The following is a 21,094-nucleotide window of genomic DNA, read 5'->3' as shown; positions in this document are numbered from 1 at the left end:
AGTGGCGTAGGGCAGCATCAGAGATGTGAGAACCGCGCCCACGATCCTGCATCTCGACATGGATGCCTTCTACGCGTCTGCCGAGCAAGCCGCGAAGCCGAGTCTGCGCGGGAAAGCCGTCATCGTGGGCGGGCTCGGGCCGCGAGGCGTGGTGGCCACGGCCTCGTACGAGGCGCGGAAGTTCGGTGTGCACTCGGCGATGCCCATGGGGCAGGCGCGGCGCCTGGCGCCCAATGCCGCCTATCTGGTGCCCCGCTTCGGGCTCTACCGAGAGATCAGCGACCAGGTGATGTCGCTGCTGCGGGAGCTGTCGCCGCTGGTGGAGCCGCTCAGCCTGGACGAGGCCTTCGTCGACCTGGAGGCGGGCGGCGTGGCCGACGACCAGGCGTCCGCGCTGGATGTGGGCGAGCGGTTGCGGGCCGACATCAAGGCGGTGACGGGGCTCGCGGGGTCGGTCGGGCTCGCTGCGTCCAAGATGCTGGCGAAGATCGCTTCGGAGGAGGCCAAGCCCGACGGGCTGCGGCTGATAGTGCCGGGCACCGAGCGGGGCCTGCTCGCGCCGATGTCGGTGCGGACCCTGCCGGGCGTCGGTCCCGCCACCGGGGACCATCTGCGGCGGGGCGGGATCACGACCGTGGGGGAGATCGCGGAGGCGGGCGAGGACGAGCTCGTACGACTGCTCGGGAAGTCGCACGGGAGCGCGCTGTACGCGATGGCGCTGGCGCGGGACGAGCGGCCCGTGGTGGCGGAGCGGGAGTCCAAGTCGGTCAGCGTGGAGGACACCTACGACGTGGATATCCATGACCGGGTGCGGGTCAGGGGCGAGGTCACGCGGCTCGCCGACCGGTGCGTGGAGCGGCTGCGCGCGGCGGGGCACTCGGGGCGGACCATCGTCCTGAAGGTGCGGCGGTTCGACTTCTCGACGCTGACGCGCTCCGAGACGCTGCGCGGGCCGACGGACGACCCCGGAGTGGTCCGTGAGGCCGCCGCGCGTCTTCTCGAGTCCGTGGACACCACCGGGGGCGTGCGGCTCCTCGGGGTGGGCGTCACGGGGCTCGCCGACTACACGCAGGAGGACCTCTTCGCGCAGGCACAGGCCCAGGCGCAGGCCGAGGCCCGGGCCGAGGCGGCGGAGGCTCTGGAGACGCAGCAGAAGGCGGAGGAGGAGGGCGCCGGGGATGCAGGGGCGGAACCCGTGGTCGAGACGGTGGCGGAGCCGGTCGTTCCGGCCGAGCGACGGTGGGCCGCCGGGCACGACGTGCGGCATGCCGAGTATGGGCACGGGTGGGTGCAGGGCAGCGGCCTGGGGCGGGTGACGGTTCGCTTCGAGACGCCGGAGTCCTCGACGCCGGGGCGAGTGCGGACGTTCCGTACGGATGATCCGGCGCTCGAGCCCGCGGAGCCCTTGCCTCTGGTGGCGTCGCCTGAGGCGCTGGAGCCGCGGTGACGCCGGTGGCTCCCCCGAAGGGGCCACTTGGGGGCCGGGCGGGCGTCAGGGGCTGTCCCGGCCCGCGATGTTGCCGAAGTCCTTGTCCGGCGGCGGTGGCGGGGGAGGCGGGGGCGCGATGTCCAGGCCGTAATGGTGGTAGAGCTGCAGTTCCTGTTCGGGGGAGAGGTGGCGGCCCACGCCGAAATCGGGGGCGTCCTTGATCAGTGAGCGTTCGAAGGGGATGCGCAGGGTGCCGTCGCTCCTGAGCTCACTCGGTTCCAGGGGGACGAACGTGTCCCTGCTGAACAGACCCGTGCGTATGGCCGCCCACTCCGGGGCGCCCGTCGCGTCGTCGAGATAGACCTCGTCGATCGTGCCGATCTTGGCCCCGTTCCGGTCGAACGCCTTCCGGCCGATCAAGTGGCGCGGATCGATGTCGGTCTGCACGGGCCCTCCAACTGGTCGAGGCGTGTCGAAGTGGGGCGTAACTCATCCTCGTTCGTTCGCAATCACTACGAAAGAGCACTTCGGGGCAGGTGGCCACTCGAGGGAACGGTCACGGTCCGCGCTGGTAGGCTGGCGCTTGGCTGCTGACCCCGTGCGGGAGAGCTCTCCGGTGGAGACACCGGAGGCGCCGAAGGAGCAACTCCTCCCCGGAATCTCTCAGGCCCCTGTACCGCACGGACGAGGTCACTCTGGAAAGTAGGGCGGGCGTCGGGCGGGCACGTTCCGGTCCCCTTCCTCACCGACGGTGAAAGCCGGTACGACGCCTCTCGCGGGGCGTGGACCGGTGAAACTCTCAGGTTGAGATGACAGAGGGGGAGGCCGTCCGGGTACCCGCGCCGTGGTGCCCCTCGCAGGTCGCGTCAGACCAGGAGGCCTCCGCAATGACCGCCACCCCTCGTATCCCGCTCTCACAGCTCGAACAGGGCATCCCCTTCGAGCAGCGGCACATCGGTCCCGATGTGGAAGCACGGGCCAAGATGCTCGCGCAGGTCGGGTACGGCTCGCTCGACGAGCTCACCGCGGCCGCCGTGCCGGATGTGATCAAGAACGCCGAGGCGCTGAACCTTCCGGGGGCACGCACCGAGGCCGAGGTGCTCGCCGAACTGCGTTCCCTCGCGGACCGCAACCAGGTCCTCGATTCCATGATCGGGCTCGGTTACTACGGGACCTTCACCCCGCCGGTGATCCTGCGGAACGTGATGGAGAACCCGGCGTGGTACACCGCTTACACGCCGTACCAGCCCGAGATCTCCCAGGGCCGCCTCGAGGCGCTGCTCAACTTCCAGACCGTCGTCGCCGAGCTGACCGGGCTGCCCACCTCCGGCGCCTCGCTGCTCGACGAGGGCACCGCCGCCGCCGAGGCCATGGCGCTCTCGCGGCGCATGGGCAAGGTCAAGGACGGTGTGTTCCTGGTCGACGCCGACGCGTTGCCGCAGACGATAGCCGTCATCCAGACCCGCGCCGAGCCGACGGGTGTGGACGTCGTCGTCGCCGATCTGAGCCAGGGCGTCCCGGCCGAGGTCGCCGAGCGCGGTGTCGTCGGCGTACTGATCCAGTACCCCGGCGCCTCCGGTGCCGTACGCGACATCAAGCCCCTCATCGAGCAGGCGCACGAACTCGGTGCCATCGTCTCCGTCGCCGCGGACCTGCTGGCCCTCACGCTGCTCACCTCGCCCGGTGAGCTCGGCGCCGACATCGCCGTCGGGACGACGCAGCGCTTCGGCGTCCCGATGGGCTTCGGCGGCCCGCACGCCGGTTACATGGCGGTGCGCGAGAAGTTCGCCCGCAGCCTGCCGGGGCGGCTCGTCGGCGTCTCCGTGGACGCGGACGGCAACAGGGCCTACCGGCTCGCGCTGCAGACCCGTGAGCAGCACATCCGCCGCGAGAAGGCCACCAGCAACATCTGTACCGCGCAGGTGCTGCTCGCCGTGATGGCCGGAATGTACGCGGTCTACCACGGACCCGAGGGTCTCAAGTCCATCGCACGGCGTACCCACCGCTACGCCACCGTGCTCGCCGCGGGGCTCACCGCGGGCGGGGTCGAGGTCGTGCACGGCGCGTACTTCGACACCCTCACCGTGCGGGTGCCCGGCAGGGCCGAGGCGCTCGTCGCCGCGGCCCGCGAGGGTGGCGTCAACATCCACCAGGTCGACGCCGATCATGTCTCCCTGGCCTGCGACGAGACCACCACGCGCAAGCAAGTGACCGCGATCTGGACCGCTTTCGGGGTTGAGGCCGACATCGAGGCGCTCGACGCGGAGACCGAGGACTCGCTTCCGGCGGAGCTGTCGCGCGACGACGAGTACCTGACGCACCCCGTCTTCCACCAGTACCGCTCCGAGACCGCCATGCTGCGCTACCTGCGCAAGCTGGCCGACCGCGACTACGCGCTCGACCGCGGCATGATCCCGCTGGGCTCCTGCACCATGAAGCTCAACGCGACCACCGAGATGGAGCCGGTCACCTGGCCCGAGTTCGGCCAGCTGCACCCCTTCGCGCCCGCCCAGCAGGCGCAGGGCTATCTGACGCTCATCCGTGAGCTGGAGGAGCGGCTCGCCGAGGTCACCGGGTACGACAAGGTCTCCCTGCAGCCCAACGCCGGTTCGCAGGGTGAGCTCGCCGGTCTGCTCGCGGTCCGTGGCTACCACCGCGCCAACGGCGACGAGCAGCGCACCGTCTGCCTCATCCCGTCGTCCGCGCACGGCACCAACGCCGCGAGCGCCGTGATGGCCGGCATGAAGGTCGTCGTCGTGAAGACCAGCGACGACGGCGAGATCGACGTCGAGGACCTGCGCGCCAAGATCGAGAAGCACCGCGACGAACTGTCCGTGCTCATGATCACGTACCCGTCCACGCACGGTGTGTTCGAGGAGCACGTCGCCGACATCTGCGCCCAGGTGCACGAGGCGGGCGGCCAGGTGTACGTCGACGGGGCGAACCTCAACGCCCTTGTGGGTCTCGCCCAGCCCGGCAAGTTCGGCGGCGACGTCTCGCACCTGAACCTGCACAAGACCTTCTGCATCCCGCACGGCGGCGGTGGCCCCGGCGTCGGTCCGGTCGGTGTGCGCGAGCACCTCGCGCCGTACCTGCCCAACCACCCGCTGCAGCCCGCCGCGGGCCCCGAGACGGGGGTCGGCCCGATCTCCGCCGCGCCGTGGGGCTCGGCCGGAATCCTGCCGATCTCCTGGGCGTACGTACGCCTCATGGGCGGCGAGGGCCTCAAGCGCGCCACGCAGGTCGCGGTGCTCTCCGCGAACTACATCGCCAAGCGCCTGGAGCCGCATTACCCCGTGCTCTACACCGGCCCCGGCGGGCTCGTCGCGCACGAGTGCATCATCGATCTGCGGCCGATCAGCAAGGCGACCGGTGTCAGTGTCGACGACATCGCGAAGCGGCTCATCGACTACGGCTTCCACGCGCCGACCATGTCGTTCCCGGTCGCGGGGACGCTGATGATCGAGCCGACCGAGAGCGAGGACCTGGTCGAGATCGACCGGTTCTGCGAGGCGATGATCAGCATTCGCGCGGAGATCGAGAAGGTGGGCGGCGACTGGCCCGCCGATGACAACCCGCTGCGGAACGCCCCGCACACCGCTGCCGCGCTCGGCGGGGAGTGGGAGCACGCGTACAGCCGCGAGGAGGCCGTCTTCCCGGCCGGTGTGGTGGCCGCGGACAAGTACTGGCCGCCGGTGCGCCGCATCGATCAGGCGTACGGCGACCGGAATTTGGTCTGCTCCTGCCCGCCGCTGGATGCGTACGAGGACTGACAGCGGGGCCCGAACATGCGAGGGGGGCCGGTCCGGAGGTGTGTCTCCGGGTCGGCCCCTTGTCTGTCCGTGCCGTGCGGCCGCCGGGTCAGGCGGCGGTCATGATCTTGTCCGTGCCCAGCGGTCGGTGCGGGGCGATGATCTGGCCGTCCGGCAGCAGCTCACCGGTGTCCTCGAAGAGGAGGACGCCGTTGCACAGCAGGCTCCAGCCCTGCTCCGGGTGGCTCGCGATGAGGAGCGCGGCCTCCCGGTCCGCGGAGTCGGCTGTCGGGCACGGTGGTTGGTGCTGGCACATGGATGGGTTCTTTCGCTGCGATGTGATGGCTGTGACGTCTGCTTTGCGGCTCGATGCGGTGTTCATGGCCGCCCCCCGTCAAGTCGGTCCTGTCCCAGTGTTGCCCTACGGGCGTGAATCCGCAGGGATTTAGCGGCAGCGCTCCTTACTGCTTAATGACGTATCACCCGCCCGGACGGTTCAGCCCAACTGCACTGTCTCTTCGGGTGGTTCGGGGTGGTCATACCGGGCTAGTCCGTATGGGCACACCATGCACCGAGCCCCGCGGCCTGGACGGCGGCGGGGCACGGGGACGTGCTGCGAGGTCAGGCGGGTGAGCCGAGCAGCGGTGCCGGGGCCATGCGGTGCGTGAGGACCTTCAGGAGCTCCGACGCGCGGTGCGGATGGTGCGCCGCGATGCCCGGGGGCGCGGGCGCCAGGGGCACGAGGACATCTGAGGGCGCGAGGTGGCCGCCGGCGCCGTCCGCGGTGCAGTCGCCGTGCAACCAGAGTGTCAGCATGTAAAGCTCGGGTACGGACAACAGTCGTGGTTGGTACGGCATTGGCATCGCTTCGGCATGACGAAGGGCGCGCTCCGTGGACGCTATGTACGGGCCTTCGAAGAAGTGCGAGAAGGCCCACCCGTCAGGAGTCAGCATCGTGTCCGCGGCGGCGACGGCTCGCTCGCCGGCGCGGATCAGAAACCGCCACCCCGCGAGCCGGGTGGGCGCGGTGCCCGACGGAGTGATCCGGTCAAGTACGTGTACGGGCAACGGGAGTTCGGGGCTTACGGGTCCCTGTGCTGCGCGCAGGGACGGGGTGCGGGCTTCGCGTACGGCGGTGGGTGAACCGAGTGCCGCGAGGACGCTGCGCAGGGCGGGCGCGGGAGCCGGGGGGACTTGCAGCGGCATGATGGGTCGCCTCTCTCATTCGACAGGCACGGTGGAACGAGGACAGGTGCGGACGTCGCTGTCTGCTCCGGGGGCAGAGGGGCGGGGGCGGGGGCTGGGGACCGCGAGCGCCAACTCTCTGCCTCGTTCGCGGAGTTTATACGACACGTGTTCAGGCAGTGTTTCGTCTAACCGTACCTGATATTGCCTGCAAGGCGTTATCAGGTCGCCAGTTTGCGGGCTTTAACCCGATTCTGGAAGAGCCCGGACGTTTGACCTCGGCTGCCTTCCCCGGAGCGGTCGGCCGATTCTCGTCGGTGTTTGTCACCAGGCGTCGGTGCGAGGATTCCCCGGCGTACCTCATGCCCGATGAATGTGCCGCCCGGACTTGGCGTAGAGCGTACTGGGCCAGCGGCATGTGCGGGGCGTTATCGATCACATTGCAGGGCATCATCCACCGAGACACAGCGGCCGGATCAATGGCTGCCCATCCGAGGAGGGGACGCTTCGATGGGAGAGAAGGTCGTAGCGAGAACGTTTGATCTGGCCGAGCGGCTCCGGTACAGGAACAAGCTCAAAGAGTGTCTGACGGGGCTGCGGAGGCTGTTGGACGAGGAGCGGTTCGACCGGCCGAAGAATCTGATGGGCGTGGAGATCGAGCTGAATCTCGCGGGGCCCGACGGCATGCCGAGAATGCTGAATGCTGAAGTTCTTGAACGGATCGCGAGCCGGGACTTTCAGACAGAACTCGGAATGTTCAATCTTGAAGTCAATATCGCACCGCACCGACTGGGCGGACGCGTTCTGGACCGTCTCGCCGAGGAACTGCGCACCGGCCTCGCCTATGCCCACCGAAAAGCGAACGAGGTGAACGCCGGAATCGTGATGATCGGCATTCTGCCGACACTCGCACACCACGACCTGGTCTCGGGAAACCTTTCCGACGTCGACCGCTACGCGCTGCTCAACGACCAGATCGTCGCCGCGCGCGGCGAGGAGTTCGTCCTGGACATCCAGGGCGTGGAGCGGCTCACCTGTACGTCCGCGTCGATCGCGCCCGAAGCGGCGTGCACCTCGGTGCAGTTGCACCTCCAGGTCACCCCGGGCAGGTTCGCCGATGTGTGGAACGCGGCCCAGGCCGTCGCCGCCGCGCAGGTCGCCGTCGGCGCCAACGCGCCGTTCCTGTTCGGGCGTGAGCTGTGGCGCGAGTCGCGGCCGCCACTGTTCCTGCAGTCGACCGACACCCGCCCGCCCGAGCTCCAGGCACAGGGCGTGCGGCCGAGGACCTGGTTCGGCGAGCGCTGGATCAGCGACGCGTACGAGCTCTTCGAGGAGAACCTGCGCTACTTTCCCGCGCTGCTGCCCCTCGTGGACGACGAGGACCCGCTGGAGGCGCTCGACGGCGGCCGGGTGCCGCAGCTCAGCGAACTCGTCCTGCACAACGGCACCGTGTACCGCTGGAACCGCCCCGTCTACGGCATCGCGGGCGGCGTCCCGCACCTTCGGGTGGAGAACCGCGTCCTGCCCGCGGGCCCCACCGTCACCGACGTCATCGCCAATGCCGCCTTCTACTACGGCGTCGTACGCGCCCTCGCCGAGGAGCCCAGGCCCGTGTGGACACGGCTGCCCTTCGACGCCGCGGCCCGCAACTTCGACACCGCGTGCCGCGACGGCATCGAGGCCCGTCTGCGGTGGCCGCGGCGCGGCCGGTCGGGCGGGATCGTGGAGGTGCCCGCGGTCGCTCTCGTACGTGACGAGCTGTTGCCGCTTGCCGCGGCCGGGCTCGACGCGTGGGGTGTGGAGCCCGCCGACCGGGACTTCTATCTCGGTGTCATCGAGGAGCGGTGCAGGCGCCGGGTGAACGGCGCCTCCTGGCAGGCTGCCACCTACCACCAGGCCCTGGAGACCGGGCTCGAACGCGAGGCCGCGCTCGCCGCGACCACGCGGCGCTACGCCGAGCTGATGCACGCGGGCGACCCGGTGCACACCTGGCCCGTGGGGCTGCCGGAACCCGCGGTCCTGAACTGAGGCGTACCGGAGGGCTCAGCCGTGGCTGCCCGCCTCCATGATGGCTTTGAGGATGACCGCGTGGATCTGCGCCGGGTCGTCGACCTGATGGCCCGATCCGCCGGTCGCCTCCGCGATCTGCTTGACCTCTTCCTTGTCGGCGTTCGGGCCGACCGCGATGGCGATGAGCGGCACCGGGCGCTTGGGGTCGGAGAGGTTCTCCAACTGTGCGATGAGGTTGCTGCGCGAGAGGGAGCCGGGGTCCTGGTTGGCGCCGTCCGTGAGCACCACGAGCGCGTTGAACTTGCCGCGTGCGTAGGTGGACGTGGCCTCTTTGTACGCCGCGAGCGTGGTGTCGTACAGGCCGGTCGCGCCGCCCGGGATGGGCGCCAGGTCGCTGAAGGCCTCCGAGACCTTGTCCCGCTGGGTGCCGTCGCCCTTGCGGTCGCCGAGCCGTTCGGTGGGCACGAGCTTGCGGTAGTCGCGCTCGCCGTCCAGGAGGGTGGCGAACTCCCAGAGGCCGATCTCGTCCTCGTCGGTGAACCCCGCGAGCGCCTGGAGCAGCGAGGACTTGGTGACCTCCATCCGGGTCTGGCCCCGGCCCGGCACCAACTCGCCCATCGAGTCCGAGACATCGACGACCGTGCTGAGCCGGGCGCTCTGGACGGTGATCGTCCACATGCCGAGCGTCTCCTGGAGATCCTTCTCCGAGGGCGGCTCGATCGCCTCGTCGTCGTACGGCTGGGGTGTGCGGCCGCCGGCCGCCGTGACGAGCTTCTCCGAGGGGGCCTCGGCGCCGGTCCTGAAGCCGTGCTTCTCCAGGATCGCGCGGCCCTCCTCGTCGCTGAACAGGGTCATGAAGCGCAGGGCCGCCCGGCTCTGGTCCGTGGAGAGCTCGTCCTCCTGGACCAGCGTGTACGGGTAGTCCAGTCGCGGTGAGCCGTCCTTCGGATAGAACATGTCCAGGCTGTTCTCCTCGCCCGCCGACGCGTTGTGCTTGAACGCGGCCTGTTCGGAGAGGATGAGCGCCTGGTTGCGTCGCGGGTTGCCCTGTTCGGTGCCGGAGGAGTCGCGGGCCAGGGTGTCGAGAAGCTGGCTGTCGCTGTCGGACGTGCGTGCGGACAGCGCCTTGGCCATTCCGGCGGCCTGGGTGTCGCCGTCCTTGCCGCCCGACTTCTTCGCCGACGCGCTCAGCTTCGCGAGCGCCAGCAGGCCGGTCGCGCTGCGCGCGGGATCGGCGGCGCCGAGCCGCAGTTTGTCGCCCTGCATCGCGGCGCCGGTCAACTCCGGCCAGCTGTAGGTCTTCTCGGGCCAGCCCAGATTCTCGGAGGCGGCGGGGACCATGGCCATGCCAACCGGTGACGAGGCTATGTTCCCCGCGGGCGAGACCCTGTCCTGCTTGCCGCCCAGGCCGACGCGCTGCAGCCACAGTTCGGAGTCCGGCACCCATACGTCGTAGCCGGGATCGCCCTGGCCGGTGCGCAGTTCGTCGGCGACCTTGTACGAATCGCGGGCCGTGACCCGGACGTCGATGCAGGCCCCGTCCGACGTGACCTCCTTCTCGCGCGCGTCGTCGGCGGCCGCGCGCAGGGCGGGGGCGATGGCGGGGGCGGCGACGACGTCCAGTTCCACCGTGTCGTCGTGGCACGAACCGCCGAAGCTCAGCAGGTCGCTGCGGGCCGCGACCGCCGTGCCCGCCGCGACCGTCAGGACGAGTGCCGCCGCGATGGCCACGGTGCGTCCGCGGGTGTGTGGCCGAGGGTCGGGTGCGTCGGTCCCGTACTCATCGGGCAAGCTGTGACGTCCCATGGCGGTGGTGCCCCTCCTTGAGTGATGAAGCAAGGAAAGAGGGGGCGGCATGACCGCAGTCGGCGTCCGTCCCCCTCGGCCTGTCGCGCACGGTCTTCGTAACTTCTTTCGAGACCCTAGCGGGACGGGGATGGGGATGAGGCGGGATTACTCAACTGGAGGCGGAGTGCAAGCGGAGTCCGGGCCGTTGGCCGGTTCTTTTCGCGACGAGGGGCCATCGCGACGGATCCTCCGGGACGAGACTCTGCTCGTCCTGGCGCTCTCGCTGGGCGCGAGCGGTGTGTCCGCGCTGATCAGCTTTGTCGGATCGGTCACCAAACCGGGTGGTCTCAAGGACCAGGCAGCGACCATGAATGCGTCGGCCGCTCCGGGGCGGCCATGGCTTGATCTCGCGTGGCAATTGTTCGGAATCACGACGGCGTTGGTGCCGGTGGCGCTGGTCGCGCACTTCCTGATCCGGGAGGGCGCCGGGCTGCGCACGATCGGCTTCGACCGGAGCCGGCCCTGGCCGGACCTGGGGCGTGGAGCGGCGATCGCCGCGGTGATCGGCAGTACCGGTATCGCGTTCTATCTGGCGGCACGGGGGCTCGGGTTCAACCTGACGGTGGTGCCGGAGGACCTGCCCGACGTCTGGTGGAAGTACCCGGTGCTCGTGCTGTCCGCGGTGCAGAACGCGGTGCTCGAGGAAGTGATCGTCGTCGGCTATCTGCTGCGCAGGTTCGGGCAGTTGGGGTGGACGCCGATGGCGGCGCTGGTCGGGAGCTCGGTGCTGCGCGGCTCGTACCACCTCTATCAGGGCATCGGCGGGTTCATCGGGAACATGGTGATGGGGGTGGTCTTCGTGCTCCTGTACCGGCGGTGGGGGCGGGTCGGGCCGCTGGTGGTGGCGCATGCGCTGCTGGATATCGGCGCGTTCGTGGGGTACGCGCTGCTTGCGGGGAAGGTGGGGTGGCTGCCGACGCCTTAGGTGGAGGTGGCCCGGCAGGCGGTTCTGACGGGCGCTTCTGTAGAGGTGGGCGCTGTAAAGGTGGGCGCTTCTGTGGGGACGTACGACGGGTCGTACGTCCCCACAGCGATGCTCAGGTGCGTCGGCGAGTCAGGCGTACAGGTCACCCTCGATGACGGTGACCGCGCGACCGGTCAGGAGGGTGCGGTCACCGCGAAGCTCCGTGCGGACGAGGCCACTGCGGGCCGAGGCCTGCAGGCCGGTGAGCTCCGTGCGGCCCAGGCGCTGGGACCAGAAGGGGGCCAGGGCCGTGTGGGCGCTGCCGGTCACCGGGTCCTCGTCGATGCCGACGCGCGGGAAGAAGCCGCGGGAGACGAAGTCGTATTCGCCGGTGGGGTCTTCGGCCTGTGCGGTGGCGATGATGCCGCGTTCGGAGTGCCGGATGAGGGACTTGTGGTCCGGGGTGAGGGCGCGCACCGTCTTCTCGTCGGCGAGCTCGACCAGCAGGTCACCGAGGCTCGCCCCGGCGTCGAACACCGCGAGAGGCTCGGCGCCGAGTGCCTCCGCCACGCCGTCGGGGATCTCGGCCGGGGTGAGCGGGGCGGTCGGGAAGTCCATGGTGACGGTGCCGTCCGCATGCGCGGTCGTGGTCAGGACGCCGCTGCGGGTGGCGAACCGTACGGGGCCTTCGGCGGAGCCGGTGGCATGCAGTACGTGGGCGGTGGCGAGCGTGGCGTGGCCGCAGAGGTCGACCTCGGTGGAGGGCGTGAACCACCTGAGCGCCCAGTCGGCTTCGGCGCCGGCGGGGAGGCGGTGAGCGAAGGCGGTCTCGGCGTGATTGACCTCCTTGGCCACGTTCTGCAGCCAGGCGTCATCGGGGAAGGCGTCGAGGAGGAGGACGCCTGCGGGGTTGCCCGAGAAGGGACGGTCGGTGAAGGCGTCGACGACGCGGATGCGGTGAGAAATCGGCATGCCTACGACGCTAGCGGGCCAATGCGCGGACGGGACAAGGCCAATCGGGGGTGAGTGGCCCGATTGGCTGCCTGCTGAGCCCGCCTCGCGTCCCACTCTCGACGGGCACAGGCTGGAAGAGAGGGGATTCCCTGGTCCGGCCAACGGGCCCGATGAGGAGGAACCATGACGGCGACGACGCGGAACGACACTCCTGTCGCGATCGAGGGCGGCGGCGTGGAGCTGCGCATGCGGGATGTCGGAGGAGACATGACGGTCGCGTTCGCGCGGCTGCCGCAGGGCACGGATATGGCGCCGCTTCTCACGGGGCAGCCGGACGGCCTGTGCCAGTGCCCCCACTGGGGGTACCTGCTCAAGGGCCGGCTGAAGATGCGGACGGCGTCCGGTGACGAGATCTACGAGGCCGGCGAGGCCTTCTACTGGGCGCCCGGCCACGCCCCGCAGGCGCTCGAGGACTGCGAGTACGTCGACTTCTCGCCGACGAAGGAGTTCAACGAGGTGATCGACCACGTCAAGGCGCACATGAGCTGACCGTTTCGGACGGCCTCCCCGGTGGGTCTCCGCAAGGGGCTTGCCAGACGAACAGTCCCGATATATCGTTGACGCATCGCGACTGATCAACGACTACACGGTTGATCGATGACATCTAGAGGAGTGATGGCGATGCGTTCCCACGGTTATGAACACGAGCACGGACGAGGAAAGTGCGGCCCCGGTCACGAGGGCCGCGGCGGTTTCGAAGGGCGGCGCGCCGCGTTCGGCCCCTTCGGGCCCGGCTTCGGTGGGCCCGGCGGCCCCTGGGGCGGTCGCGGCGGCAGGGGCGGTCCGCGGGGCAGGGCGAGGCGCGGTGACGTACGCGCTTCGATCCTGGCTCTCCTGAAGGACCGGCCGATGCACGGCTACGAGATGATCCAGGAGATCGCCGAGCGCAGCGGCGGGGCGTGGAAGCCCAGCCCCGGTTCGGTCTACCCGACCCTCCAGCTTCTGGAGGACGAGGGGCTGATCACCAGCGCGAGCGAGGGCGGCAAGAAGCTCTTCTCGCTCACGGACGCGGGTCGCATCGCAGCCGACGAAGGTCCCGACGCGCCTTGGGAAGAGGCCGGGCGCGGGGTCGACTGGGAGGCGCTGAGCGAGATCCGGCAGGCCGGTTCCGGTCTGATGGAGGCGTTCGGTCAGGTCTGGAAGACCGGCAGCAAGGAGCAGCGCGAGAAGGCTCTCACGGTCATCAACGACGCCCGCAAGAAGCTGTACCTGATCCTCGCCGATGAGGACTGAGGCGGTGGGGGCCGGTGGCCCTCATTGCCGTTGAGGCGCCCCGCACCGCATGTGTGGGGCGCCTCTTCGTGTGTCGGAGGAGTAAGGGAGCAGGCGCGCCTCAGGTCACCTCAGGTCACCAAGCCCGCCAGCTTCCGCAGTGACTCGTTCAGGGCGGCCGTGGCCGAGTCCTTGAGTTTGCCCGCCATCAGGGAGACCGCCGCGCCCGTGAACTCTCCGTCTATGCGTACGTTCGTCGCGTCCCCCAGAGGTGTGAGGGAGTAGCGGGTGGCGACCGTGACGCCCATCGGGCCCTTGCCCTTGATCGCCAGGGCGCGCTCGCTCGTCAGCTCCTCGATCGTCCAGTCGACCTCGGCCGGGAAGCCCATCAACTTCATGTTCTCCGCGAACGTGCCGCCCTCCTCCAGCGTGGTGGGGGCACCCTTCGGGAAACCGGTGTGCGTGGCGTTCCACTCGCCGTACGAGGAGAAGTCGGTGAGCTGGGCCCAGACCTTCTCCGCGGGCGCCTCGATCCGTGCTTCGGCGCTGACTTCGGCCATGCGACGACCCTTCTCTTCGGGCGCTGCGGCGGGGCGCAGCTGCGGTGTCGCGGAACGTAGCCGCAGGGCCCGGAACATTCAATACTGATGGACTGTCAGATCTGGTGGGTGCTCCGGCGACATTGCCCCGAACCAGGTCAGGTACTGTGGCCATCCCCGCGACGGACGCGGGAAGACGGACTCAGGAGGTGAGCCCCATTACCGCAGCAGCAGGTCGGGCGCTCCCCCTTCGCGACCGCGCGGTTCACCCGGCATAGGTGACCGAGGGAGCCCCGCAAGGCGTCCCGAAAGGTTTCTCTTCGCATGTCGGCTTCACCTTCGTCACCCGCTTCATCACCCATGACGTCCCTCACCCCGTCCGCCGTCGTCACCAGGCTGCGCGCCGCCGGCTGCGTCTTCGCCGAGGACGAGGCGGAGTTGCTCGTCGGCGCCGCCCGCGACCCCGACGAACTCGCCGCCATGGTGGAGCGGCGCGTCATCGGCCAGCCGCTCGAACACGTACTTGGCTGGGCGGAGTTCAGCGGTCTGCGGATCGCCGTGGACATGGGCGTCTTCGTGCCGCGCAGGCGCACCGAGTTTCTCGTGGAGCAGGCCGCCGCCCTTGCCGGGCCCGGCGCCGTCGCCGTCGACCTGTGCTGCGGCTCCGGGGCGCTCGGTGCCGCGCTCGCCGCCGCGGTCGACGGGATCGAGCTGCACGCGGCCGACATCGACCCCGCCGCCGTGCGCTGCGCGCGGCGGAACGTCGCCGACGTGGGCGGACGGGTGTACGAGGGCGACCTCTACGAGCCGTTGCCGGACGCCCTCCGGGGCCGTGTCGGCGTACTGCTGGCGAACGTCCCCTACGTACCCTCCGAAGAGGTGGGTCTGCTGCCGCCGGAGGCACGTGTCCATGAGGCGCGTGTGGCGCTCGACGGCGGAGCGGACGGCCTCGACGTGCTGCGGCGGGTGACCGCGGACGCGGCTGACTGGCTGGCTCCCGGCGGCAGGCTGCTGTTCGAGACCAGCGAGCGGCAGGTGCCGTACGCGCTCGAAGCGGTCGCCGACGGAGGACTCGCGCCGCGGTCGGTGAGCGACGAGGAGAGGTACGCGACAGTCGTCATCGGGACGCGGCCCGCGTAGACCGCAGACGCTGGTGAGCCCGCGGGACCGCGGGGGCGGGCGGACGTCAGCCCACCCTGCGTATCACCGCCGCGTCGAAGAGATCGCACGCTCTGGGGAACGGGCTCTCGTCGTGGCAGTGCCAGGCATCCCAGAAAAGGTCGGCAGGCAGCGCGTTTTCGGGTGCGTACACCCGGTACACGTACTGCCTGCCGTCGACCGCCGGCAGCGCGACCATCCAGCACCTGCGCTCCATACCTGAAAGACGAGTGACCGGTGCGGCGTGGTTGCGTGTCCGGCGCTGATCAAGGCGGCGCGCGCCCCTCGGGGGAGAACAGCCAGATCTCATCCGTAAGGAGGAGAAGCCGCTCATGCGTACCCAACCTGTGTCGGACGCGAAGATGCTTCCCGCCGCCGATGACGCCGCCTTCGGGGGCTGATGGGGTGGAAGATGTGCAAAGCCGTACCCCGCAGGGCGCCGAGCCCGGCCCGATCCGAGCAGAGACCGACTCCCGACTGAGCGCGGCGCTGGCGTCCGTGGTGGCCGGCGCGCGCAGGCGCGCGGTACGTGACGGAGACCGTCAGATCGACACCGCGCATCTGCTGCACTCCCTCCTGGAGACCGACCCCGAGGTGCGGGCGGCCTTCGGCCAGGGGGCTCGGGTGGTGCGGTTGCTCGGTTATCTCGTCCAGCGCAGCATCGGATACGGGCTGCAGTGGCGCGGGACCGTGGAGGACTCCGGAGCTGTGCCGATGGTGCGTCAGGGCCCTTCCGCCCCCGTGAAGGAGACGGGCTGGTCGCCGTCCGCGAGTGCCGCCATGGAAGCGGCCGTCGAGCGGGCCGAGCGCCGTGGTGCACCGCGGGCTCTGGGCGTCGACCTCCTGGTGGCGCTCGTCGCCGATCCGGAATGCCGCGCGGTCGAGGTCCTGGGGCGGTCCGGAGCCGACCCGCAGGCGATCCTCCGGCGGATCGAGGGCGATCCGTTCACCGGGACATCCGCCGACGTCTCCACCGATCCGTACGCGGAGACGTCCGCCGATTGAGACAGGGTCTATCGGGGGTGACGCTCATGACACCTCCTGCCATGATGTGCCGGTGCAAGCGTCTCAGGGGAAAAGGAACGGCTCGGGGCCGAGCCGGGCGAGAGGTGTCGGCCTGGGGCTCGCCCTGGGATCGGCGGTCGCCTTCGGCGGCTCGGGCGTCGCGGCCAAGCCGCTGATCGAGGCGGGCCTCGACCCGCTCCACGTCGTGTGGCTGCGGGTGGCGGGCGCCGCTCTCGTGATGCTGCCGGTCGCCTGGCGCCACCGCGGGCTGCTGCTCCGCAGGCCCGCGCTGCTGCTCGGCTTCGGCCTGCTCGCCGTGGCCGGTGTCCAGGCCTGCTACTTCGCGGCGATCTCCCGCATCCCCGTCGGTGTCGCGCTGCTTGTCGAATACCTCGCGCCCGCGCTCGTGCTCGGCTGGGTGCGTTTCGTGCAGCGGCGGCCCGTGACGCGCGCGGCCGCGGTGGGCGTGGTGCTCGCGGTCGGCGGGCTCGCCTGCGTCGTCGAGGTGTGGGCCGGGCTGAGCTTCGACGCCGTGGGGCTGCTCCTCGCGCTGGGCGCCGCGTGCTGCCAGGTCGGCTACTTCGTCCTGTCCGATCAGGGCAGCGACGCGGGCGACGACGCCCCCGACCCGCTCGGCGTCATCGCGTACGGGCTGCTGATCGGTGCCGTGGTGCTGACCGTCGTGGCGCGCCCCTGGGGCATGGACTGGTCGGTGCTCGCCGGGAACGCGGACATGGACGGCACGGCCGTGCCCGCGTGGGCGCTCATCGCCTGGATCGTGCTCATCGCGACCGTCGTGGCGTACGTCACCGGCGTGCTCTCGGTGCGTCGGCTCTCGCCGCAGGTGGCGGGCGTCGTGGCCTGTCTGGAAGCGGTCATCGCCACCGTGCTCGCCTGGGTCATGCTGGGCGAACACCTGTCGGCGCCGCAGATCATCGGGGGCGCCGTGGTGCTCGCGGGGGCGCTCATCGCCCAGTCGTCCACGCCCACCAAGCCCCGTGGGGGGCCGGCCGCGGGCGGTCTGCCGGAGCCGGAAGAGCGGTTGTCGTCGACCGGTACCGCCGTCTAGGGTGTTGATCATGCATTCACGCGCGCTCGTTCTTCCGCCCCCGGCCGCATAGGCGCGGGCACTCCCGGATCACACCCGGCCGTCGGCCGGGTGAACGACGCTGCCCGCAGACGGAGCCAGGGACCTTCTTTTCTTTCTGCGGAGAACTCACGTGTCGAATGTGTCGACTGCTGTCTCCGGCCTGTCCGTCGGACGAGGCCTCTTCTATCTGATCGTCGCCGGTACGGCCTGGGGCACCGCCGGTGCCGCCGCCGCGCTGGTCTTCGGCGCCAGCGACATGGGACCGGTCAGCCTGTCCTTCTGGCGCTGCGCGGGCGGCTTCGTGCTGCTGTTCGCCGTCCGTCTGGTGCGCTCGCGCCGACGGTCCGCCGACGCCGTCGCGAACGCCCCGATGCGGCGCAGGCTGCCGCGGATCGTGGTGACCGGCGTAACCCTCGCCGTGTTCCAGACCGCCTACTTCGCGGCCGTCGAGTCGACCGGACTCGCGGTCGGCACGGTGGTCACGATGGGCGCCGGGCCCGTACTCATCGCTCTCGGGGCCCGGTTGACCATGGGGGAGATGCTCGGTCGTGGCGGTGTCGTCGCCGTGGCCGGGGCCCTTGCCGGGCTCGTGGTGCTCGTCCTCGGCGGCGGGGGCGCGAGCGTCCGTCCGGCGGGCGTCGGGTGGGGGCTGCTCTCGGCGGCCGCCTACGCCACGATGACGCTGCTCACGCGGTGGTGGGGGCGGAACGGCGGCACCGACTCGTCCGACACGACGGTCTGGTCGTTCGCCGTGGTGTCCGTCTGCCTCCTGCCGCTCGCCGCGGTGGAGGGCCTGGTCCCGCACACCGCGGAACCGGCGCGGATGGGCCTGTACCTGCTGTACATCGCGGTGATCCCGACGGCGGTCGCCTACGCCCTGTACTTCGCGGGCGCCGCCGTCATCCGGTCCGCGACCGTCTCCGTGATCACGCTCCTCGAACCACTGAGCGCCGCGGTCATCGCCGTGGTGCTGCTCGGCGAGGAACTGACCGTCTCGACGGTGCTCGGCACCCTGCTGATGCTGGCCGCGGTCACCGGCCTCGCGGTCGCGGAGACGGTCGCCGCGCGGCGGGGGACGGTTCTGGTGCCCGAGCCGGTGTGAATCAGCTCGCGGGGGGCGGGGGCGCGGCCTGTGCGGCCGGGCCCCCGCGAACGCTGTCTTGATCGCGGGGCCCGGCGGGGGCTGGTCGCGCGGTTCCCCGCACACCTCGCGGGACGTTCACCGGCGGCGTAGCTGGTGTGTGCGCGCTGCCGTGTCGCGTGGACCATCGCGTTCTGTGAGACCCGCGGCGATGCGGTCCTGGACGTCCTGCGGCTTGTGACTCGCGTACTTGAACTTCGCCCGTACGTCGGTCACTTCGAGGCACAGGGCGCGGATCCCGGAGAGCATGCGGCCGAAGGGTGCCTCGCCCACCGCGGCCGGGGCCGATCCGCCCTCCGGCTGGAAGTGGGCGACCTGGCGGTTGAGGAGCTCGGCCTTCTCCTCCGGGTCGTCCACGACGCGGGCGGTGCAGCGGAGTTGGACGGCTGCGTAGAAACTGGTCGGCACGCCGTGCTCGGGCGGGGTGCCCGTGGGCGCCTGCCAGGGGCCCGGCACGTATACGTAGTCGTCCACCACGCTGAGCAGTACTTCGGGATCGGCTTCGAGCGCCGGCCACAGCGGGTTGGGGCGCGCCAGGTGGGTGATGACCCTGCCGAGCGGGCCGTGGCCGGCTTCGAAGGCGAAGTGCGCGGGCTGTACGTGCGGGGGCTCTCCGGGCAGGCCGTTCACGGCGAGCTGCCCGAAGTCGTGGCCCGCGAGCCACTGCTGCCACTCGGCGTCGGAGCGTGCCGCGTCCCAGGGATGGATCAGCATCACAGTTCGATCAGGTAGTCGGGAACGTCGATGCCGGGGGCCAGGTCGGCCGCCGGGACCAGCGGATCGTGGCCCTTGCGGAGCGGGACGACACCGGCCCAGTACGGGAGGCCGAGGTCCTCGGGGTCGTCGTTCGGGCCGCCGGTACGCACCTTGGCGGAGACCGCGGCGAGGTCGAGGCTGAGCACGGCGGTCGCCGCGAGCTCCTTCGCGTTCGCCGGGCGGGAGTCGGCGGAGCGGCCCGGCACGACGTGGTCGACGAGCGCGTCGAGGGCGGCGCGCTTCTCCTCGGGGTCCGTGACCTGGTGGGCGGTGCCGTGGATCACCACGGAGCGGTAATTGATCGAGTGGTGGAAGGCCGACCTGGCAAGGACAAGGCCGTCGACGTGGGTGACGGTCAGGCAGACGGCGAGGCCCGCGTCCTCCTCCTGCTGTCGGCCGTCGGCCGCCATCCGCAGCGGCCGGGAACCCGTCGAGCCGTGTACGTAAAGGCGTTCGCCCACCCGGCCGTACAGCGTCGGCAGGACGACCGGAGCCCCGTCACGCACGAAGCCGAGGTGGCAGACGTACGCCTCGTCGAGTATCGCGTGCACCAGTTCCTGGTCGTACGCGGCGCGGTCACGGCCGCGGGTGGGAACGGTGAGATCGGTGGGCGCGTACGAGGCGGTGTCGGTGGCGGTCTCGATGCCGGGCTCGGATGCGACGCTCATTGCCTTCTCCATTGCACTAGTGCATAATGTCGTTTGTGCTAGGAGAGTATCGGATCGAAGGCCGGCGCGCAGCCGAGATCGCGGCCAGCGTGGAGCGCGCGGTGGGCGGCGGTGACCTGGAGCCGGGTCAACTCCTCCCGCCGATGCGCGAGTTGGCGGAGCGGCTCGGAGTGAATCCCAATACGGTGGCGGCCGCCTACCGCACGCTGCGCGAACGCGGCGTCATCGAGACGGCGGGGCGGCGCGGCAGCCGCGTACGCCCCAAGCCCGCGACGTCGGCGCGTGAGCTGATCCGGGTGGACGTGCCGGCCGGTGTGCGTGACGTGTCGAACGGCAATCCGGACACGGCTCTGCTGCCGTCGCTCGCCGAGGCGTTCGCCGCGGCAGCCGCGGAGGGCGACAGGCGTCCCGTGCTGTACGGGGAGGAGGCCGTGGACCCCGAAATGGCCCGCCACGCGCGCGTGGCCCTCGACGAGGACGGTGTGCCGGACGGTCCCGTCGCCGTCACCTCAGGATCCCTCGACGCCATCGAGCGTGTGCTGGCCGCTCATCTCAAGCCCGGTGACGCGGTGGCGGTCGAGGACCCCGGCTGGGGCAGTCTGCTCGATCTGATGCCGGTGCTCGGTCTGCGGACGGTTCCGGTGGGTGTCGACGACGAGGGGCCGCTGCCCGCCGAAGCGGAGAAAGCTCTGCGCGGGGGAGCCCGGGCGCTCATCGTCACCGACCGGGCCCAGAACCCGACGGGCGCCGCGATCAGCGCCCCACGCGCGCGTGCGCTGCGAAAAGTCCTTGCCGCGCACAAGGACGTGCTGCTCGTCGAGGACGACCACGGCCATGCCATCGTCGATCTGCCGCTGCACCCGCTGGCGGGCGTGACCCACAGCTGGGTCTTCGTCCGCTCCACGGCCAAGGCCTACGGCCCCGACCTGCGCCTCGCCCTGCTCACCGGAGACGCCGTCACCGTCGATCGCGTCCAAGGGCGCCAGCGGCTCGGCCCCGGGTGGGTCAGCCGCATCACACAGCGCGCCGTCGTGCGGCTGTGGACGGAGGGGGCCGTGGACACGGGCGAGGTGGCCGCCTCGTACGGAAGGCGGCGTGATGCCCTGATCACCGCACTGGCCCGGCGGGGTGTCACGGCGCACGGACGCAGCGGCATGAACGTGTGGGTGCCCGTGCCGGACGAGACCGGCGCGGTCGCCAGGCTGCTGCACGCGGGGTGGGCCGTCGCTCCGGGGGCCCGCTTCCGGATGGGCGCGCGGCCCGGGGTGCGGATCACGGTGTCGACGCTCGGGGACGAGGACATCGAAGCGGTGGGGGGGGGCGGGGGGGGCCCCCCCCCGCCCCCCCCCCCCCCGCCGGCCGACTGTGGGGGGATAAGCGTGC

20 protein-coding genes and 1 riboswitch are annotated in these 21,094 nt (G+C 70.6%); of the genes, 11 read left to right on the top strand and 9 right to left on the bottom strand.

Annotation, left to right across the window (positions count from 1 at the left end; all coding sequences use genetic code 11):
- The first annotated feature begins 25 nt into the window (after window positions 1-25).
- Window positions 26-1,447: a DNA polymerase IV gene (locus tag AB0I94_RS40960; RefSeq protein WP_363314915.1), complete on the top strand. Its 1,422-nt coding sequence runs from the start codon at window positions 26-28 to the stop codon at window positions 1,445-1,447.
- A gap of 45 nt (window positions 1,448-1,492) precedes the next feature.
- On the opposite strand, the gene AB0I94_RS40955 is transcribed toward AB0I94_RS40960, so the two are convergent.
- Window positions 1,493-1,876: a PRC-barrel domain-containing protein gene (locus tag AB0I94_RS40955; RefSeq protein ID WP_363314914.1), complete on the bottom strand. Its 384-nt coding sequence runs from the start codon at window positions 1,874-1,876 to the stop codon at window positions 1,493-1,495.
- A gap of 144 nt (window positions 1,877-2,020) precedes the next feature.
- A riboswitch (glycine riboswitch) is annotated at window positions 2,021-2,118 on the top strand.
- A gap of 198 nt (window positions 2,119-2,316) precedes the next feature.
- Between AB0I94_RS40955 and gcvP the strand changes: the two genes are divergently transcribed.
- Complete coding sequence (gcvP, locus tag AB0I94_RS40950) at window positions 2,317-5,202, top strand: aminomethyl-transferring glycine dehydrogenase (protein WP_363314913.1); 2,886 nt, start codon at window positions 2,317-2,319, stop codon at window positions 5,200-5,202.
- Between the two features lie 88 nt (window positions 5,203-5,290).
- Here gcvP and AB0I94_RS40945 read toward each other — a convergent pair whose 3' ends face one another.
- Together AB0I94_RS40945 and AB0I94_RS40940 are read right to left on the bottom strand one after the other, a co-directional pair.
- Window positions 5,291-5,497 carry a DUF5999 family protein gene (locus tag AB0I94_RS40945; RefSeq protein WP_363314912.1) on the bottom strand — a complete coding sequence of 69 codons (207 nt, stop codon included), beginning with the start codon at window positions 5,495-5,497 and terminating at the stop codon, window positions 5,291-5,293.
- 305 nt (window positions 5,498-5,802) lie between these two features.
- Complete coding sequence (locus AB0I94_RS40940; RefSeq protein ID WP_363314911.1) at window positions 5,803-6,387, bottom strand: hypothetical protein; 585 nt, start codon at window positions 6,385-6,387, stop codon at window positions 5,803-5,805.
- Between the two features lie 489 nt (window positions 6,388-6,876).
- Between AB0I94_RS40940 and AB0I94_RS40935 the strand changes: the two genes are divergently transcribed.
- Window positions 6,877-8,394: a glutamate--cysteine ligase gene (locus tag AB0I94_RS40935; RefSeq protein WP_363314910.1), complete on the top strand. Its 1,518-nt coding sequence runs from the start codon at window positions 6,877-6,879 to the stop codon at window positions 8,392-8,394.
- 15 nt (window positions 8,395-8,409) lie between these two features.
- Here AB0I94_RS40935 and AB0I94_RS40930 read toward each other — a convergent pair whose 3' ends face one another.
- Window positions 8,410-10,182: a substrate-binding and VWA domain-containing protein gene (locus AB0I94_RS40930; RefSeq protein ID WP_363314909.1), complete on the bottom strand. Its 1,773-nt coding sequence runs from the start codon at window positions 10,180-10,182 to the stop codon at window positions 8,410-8,412.
- A gap of 166 nt (window positions 10,183-10,348) precedes the next feature.
- Here AB0I94_RS40930 and AB0I94_RS40925 point away from each other — a divergent pair, with 166 nt between their 5' ends.
- Window positions 10,349-11,149, top strand: a complete 801-nt coding sequence (locus tag AB0I94_RS40925; protein ID WP_363314908.1) for a type II CAAX endopeptidase family protein — start codon at window positions 10,349-10,351, stop codon at window positions 11,147-11,149.
- 129 nt (window positions 11,150-11,278) lie between these two features.
- On the opposite strand, the gene AB0I94_RS40920 is transcribed toward AB0I94_RS40925, so the two are convergent.
- Window positions 11,279-12,100, bottom strand: a complete 822-nt coding sequence (locus tag AB0I94_RS40920; protein WP_363314907.1) for a PhzF family phenazine biosynthesis protein — start codon at window positions 12,098-12,100, stop codon at window positions 11,279-11,281.
- Between the two features lie 165 nt (window positions 12,101-12,265).
- Between AB0I94_RS40920 and AB0I94_RS40915 the strand changes: the two genes are divergently transcribed.
- Window positions 12,266-12,631 carry a hypothetical protein gene (locus AB0I94_RS40915; RefSeq protein ID WP_363314906.1) on the top strand — a complete coding sequence of 122 codons (366 nt, stop codon included), beginning with the start codon at window positions 12,266-12,268 and terminating at the stop codon, window positions 12,629-12,631.
- A 132-nt stretch (window positions 12,632-12,763) separates the two neighbouring features.
- Window positions 12,764-13,375: a PadR family transcriptional regulator gene (locus tag AB0I94_RS40910; protein ID WP_363314905.1), complete on the top strand. Its 612-nt coding sequence runs from the start codon at window positions 12,764-12,766 to the stop codon at window positions 13,373-13,375.
- A 110-nt stretch (window positions 13,376-13,485) separates the two neighbouring features.
- On the opposite strand, the gene AB0I94_RS40905 is transcribed toward AB0I94_RS40910, so the two are convergent.
- The gene (locus AB0I94_RS40905; protein ID WP_363314904.1) at window positions 13,486-13,914 is read right to left on the bottom strand and encodes an SRPBCC family protein; all 429 of its coding nucleotides are present in this window, start codon (window positions 13,912-13,914) and stop codon (window positions 13,486-13,488) included.
- A gap of 339 nt (window positions 13,915-14,253) precedes the next feature.
- Between AB0I94_RS40905 and AB0I94_RS40900 the strand changes: the two genes are divergently transcribed.
- Window positions 14,254-15,033: a putative protein N(5)-glutamine methyltransferase gene (locus tag AB0I94_RS40900; protein WP_363314903.1), complete on the top strand. Its 780-nt coding sequence runs from the start codon at window positions 14,254-14,256 to the stop codon at window positions 15,031-15,033.
- Between the two features lie 46 nt (window positions 15,034-15,079).
- On the opposite strand, the gene AB0I94_RS40895 is transcribed toward AB0I94_RS40900, so the two are convergent.
- Window positions 15,080-15,268: a hypothetical protein gene (locus AB0I94_RS40895; protein WP_363314902.1), complete on the bottom strand. Its 189-nt coding sequence runs from the start codon at window positions 15,266-15,268 to the stop codon at window positions 15,080-15,082.
- Window positions 15,269-15,465: 197 nt separating this feature from the next.
- Between AB0I94_RS40895 and AB0I94_RS40890 the strand changes: the two genes are divergently transcribed.
- The 3 genes from AB0I94_RS40890 (at window position 15,466) to AB0I94_RS40880 (ending at window position 18,248) form a co-directional block, all read left to right on the top strand.
- Entirely contained in the window at window positions 15,466-16,056 is a 591-nt protein-coding gene (locus tag AB0I94_RS40890) for a Clp protease N-terminal domain-containing protein (protein ID WP_363314901.1), read from the top strand.
- Between the two features lie 52 nt (window positions 16,057-16,108).
- Window positions 16,109-17,125, top strand: a complete 1,017-nt coding sequence (locus tag AB0I94_RS40885; protein WP_363314900.1) for an EamA family transporter — start codon at window positions 16,109-16,111, stop codon at window positions 17,123-17,125.
- 160 nt (window positions 17,126-17,285) lie between these two features.
- Window positions 17,286-18,248, top strand: a complete 963-nt coding sequence (locus AB0I94_RS40880) for a DMT family transporter (RefSeq protein WP_363314899.1) — start codon at window positions 17,286-17,288, stop codon at window positions 18,246-18,248.
- Window positions 18,249-18,365: 117 nt separating this feature from the next.
- Here AB0I94_RS40880 and AB0I94_RS40875 read toward each other — a convergent pair whose 3' ends face one another.
- On the bottom strand, window positions 18,366-19,001 hold the full coding sequence (locus tag AB0I94_RS40875; protein ID WP_363314898.1) for an FMN-binding negative transcriptional regulator: 636 nt from the start codon (window positions 18,999-19,001) through the stop codon (window positions 18,366-18,368).
- Complete coding sequence (locus tag AB0I94_RS40870) at window positions 19,001-19,711, bottom strand: pyridoxamine 5'-phosphate oxidase family protein (RefSeq protein ID WP_363314897.1); 711 nt, start codon at window positions 19,709-19,711, stop codon at window positions 19,001-19,003. Before AB0I94_RS40870 ends, AB0I94_RS40875 begins: the two co-directional genes overlap by 1 nt.
- A gap of 35 nt (window positions 19,712-19,746) precedes the next feature.
- On the opposite strand from AB0I94_RS40870, the gene AB0I94_RS40865 reads away from it, so the two are divergent.
- Window positions 19,747-21,094 (top strand): aminotransferase class I/II-fold pyridoxal phosphate-dependent enzyme (locus AB0I94_RS40865; protein ID WP_363314896.1); only part of this gene is annotated, 1,348 nt, incomplete at its 3' end.

The organism is Streptomyces sp. NPDC050147, from assembly GCF_040660195.1.
Taxonomy (GTDB): domain Bacteria; phylum Actinomycetota; class Actinomycetes; order Streptomycetales; family Streptomycetaceae; genus Streptomyces.
Note: the sequence above shows the minus strand (reverse complement) of the source record. Positions and strands in the feature narration are given on the sequence as shown.

What these genes read in the sequence shown, in the direction of transcription:
- gcvP (WP_363314913.1), top strand. Translation starts at nt 2,317, where the DNA reads ATGACCGCCACCCCTCGTATCCCGCTCTCACAGCTCGAACAGGGCATC.
- AB0I94_RS40870 (WP_363314897.1), bottom strand. Translation starts at nt 19,711, where the DNA reads ATGAGCGTCGCATCCGAGCCCGGCATCGAGACCGCCACCGACACCGCC.
- AB0I94_RS40905 (WP_363314904.1), bottom strand. Translation starts at nt 13,914, where the DNA reads ATGGCCGAAGTCAGCGCCGAAGCACGGATCGAGGCGCCCGCGGAGAAG.
- AB0I94_RS40935 (WP_363314910.1), top strand. Translation starts at nt 6,877, where the DNA reads ATGGGAGAGAAGGTCGTAGCGAGAACGTTTGATCTGGCCGAGCGGCTC.
- AB0I94_RS40930 (WP_363314909.1), bottom strand. Translation starts at nt 10,182, where the DNA reads ATGGGACGTCACAGCTTGCCCGATGAGTACGGGACCGACGCACCCGAC.
- AB0I94_RS40900 (WP_363314903.1), top strand. Translation starts at nt 14,254, where the DNA reads ATGACGTCCCTCACCCCGTCCGCCGTCGTCACCAGGCTGCGCGCCGCC.
- AB0I94_RS40895 (WP_363314902.1), bottom strand. Translation starts at nt 15,268, where the DNA reads ATGGAGCGCAGGTGCTGGATGGTCGCGCTGCCGGCGGTCGACGGCAGG.
- AB0I94_RS40875 (WP_363314898.1), bottom strand. Translation starts at nt 19,001, where the DNA reads ATGCTGATCCATCCCTGGGACGCGGCACGCTCCGACGCCGAGTGGCAG.
- AB0I94_RS40940 (WP_363314911.1), bottom strand. Translation starts at nt 6,387, where the DNA reads ATGCCGCTGCAAGTCCCCCCGGCTCCCGCGCCCGCCCTGCGCAGCGTC.
- AB0I94_RS40915 (WP_363314906.1), top strand. Translation starts at nt 12,266, where the DNA reads ATGACGGCGACGACGCGGAACGACACTCCTGTCGCGATCGAGGGCGGC.
- AB0I94_RS40910 (WP_363314905.1), top strand. Translation starts at nt 12,764, where the DNA reads ATGCGTTCCCACGGTTATGAACACGAGCACGGACGAGGAAAGTGCGGC.
- AB0I94_RS40920 (WP_363314907.1), bottom strand. Translation starts at nt 12,100, where the DNA reads ATGCCGATTTCTCACCGCATCCGCGTCGTCGACGCCTTCACCGACCGT.
- AB0I94_RS40945 (WP_363314912.1), bottom strand. Translation starts at nt 5,497, where the DNA reads ATGTGCCAGCACCAACCACCGTGCCCGACAGCCGACTCCGCGGACCGG.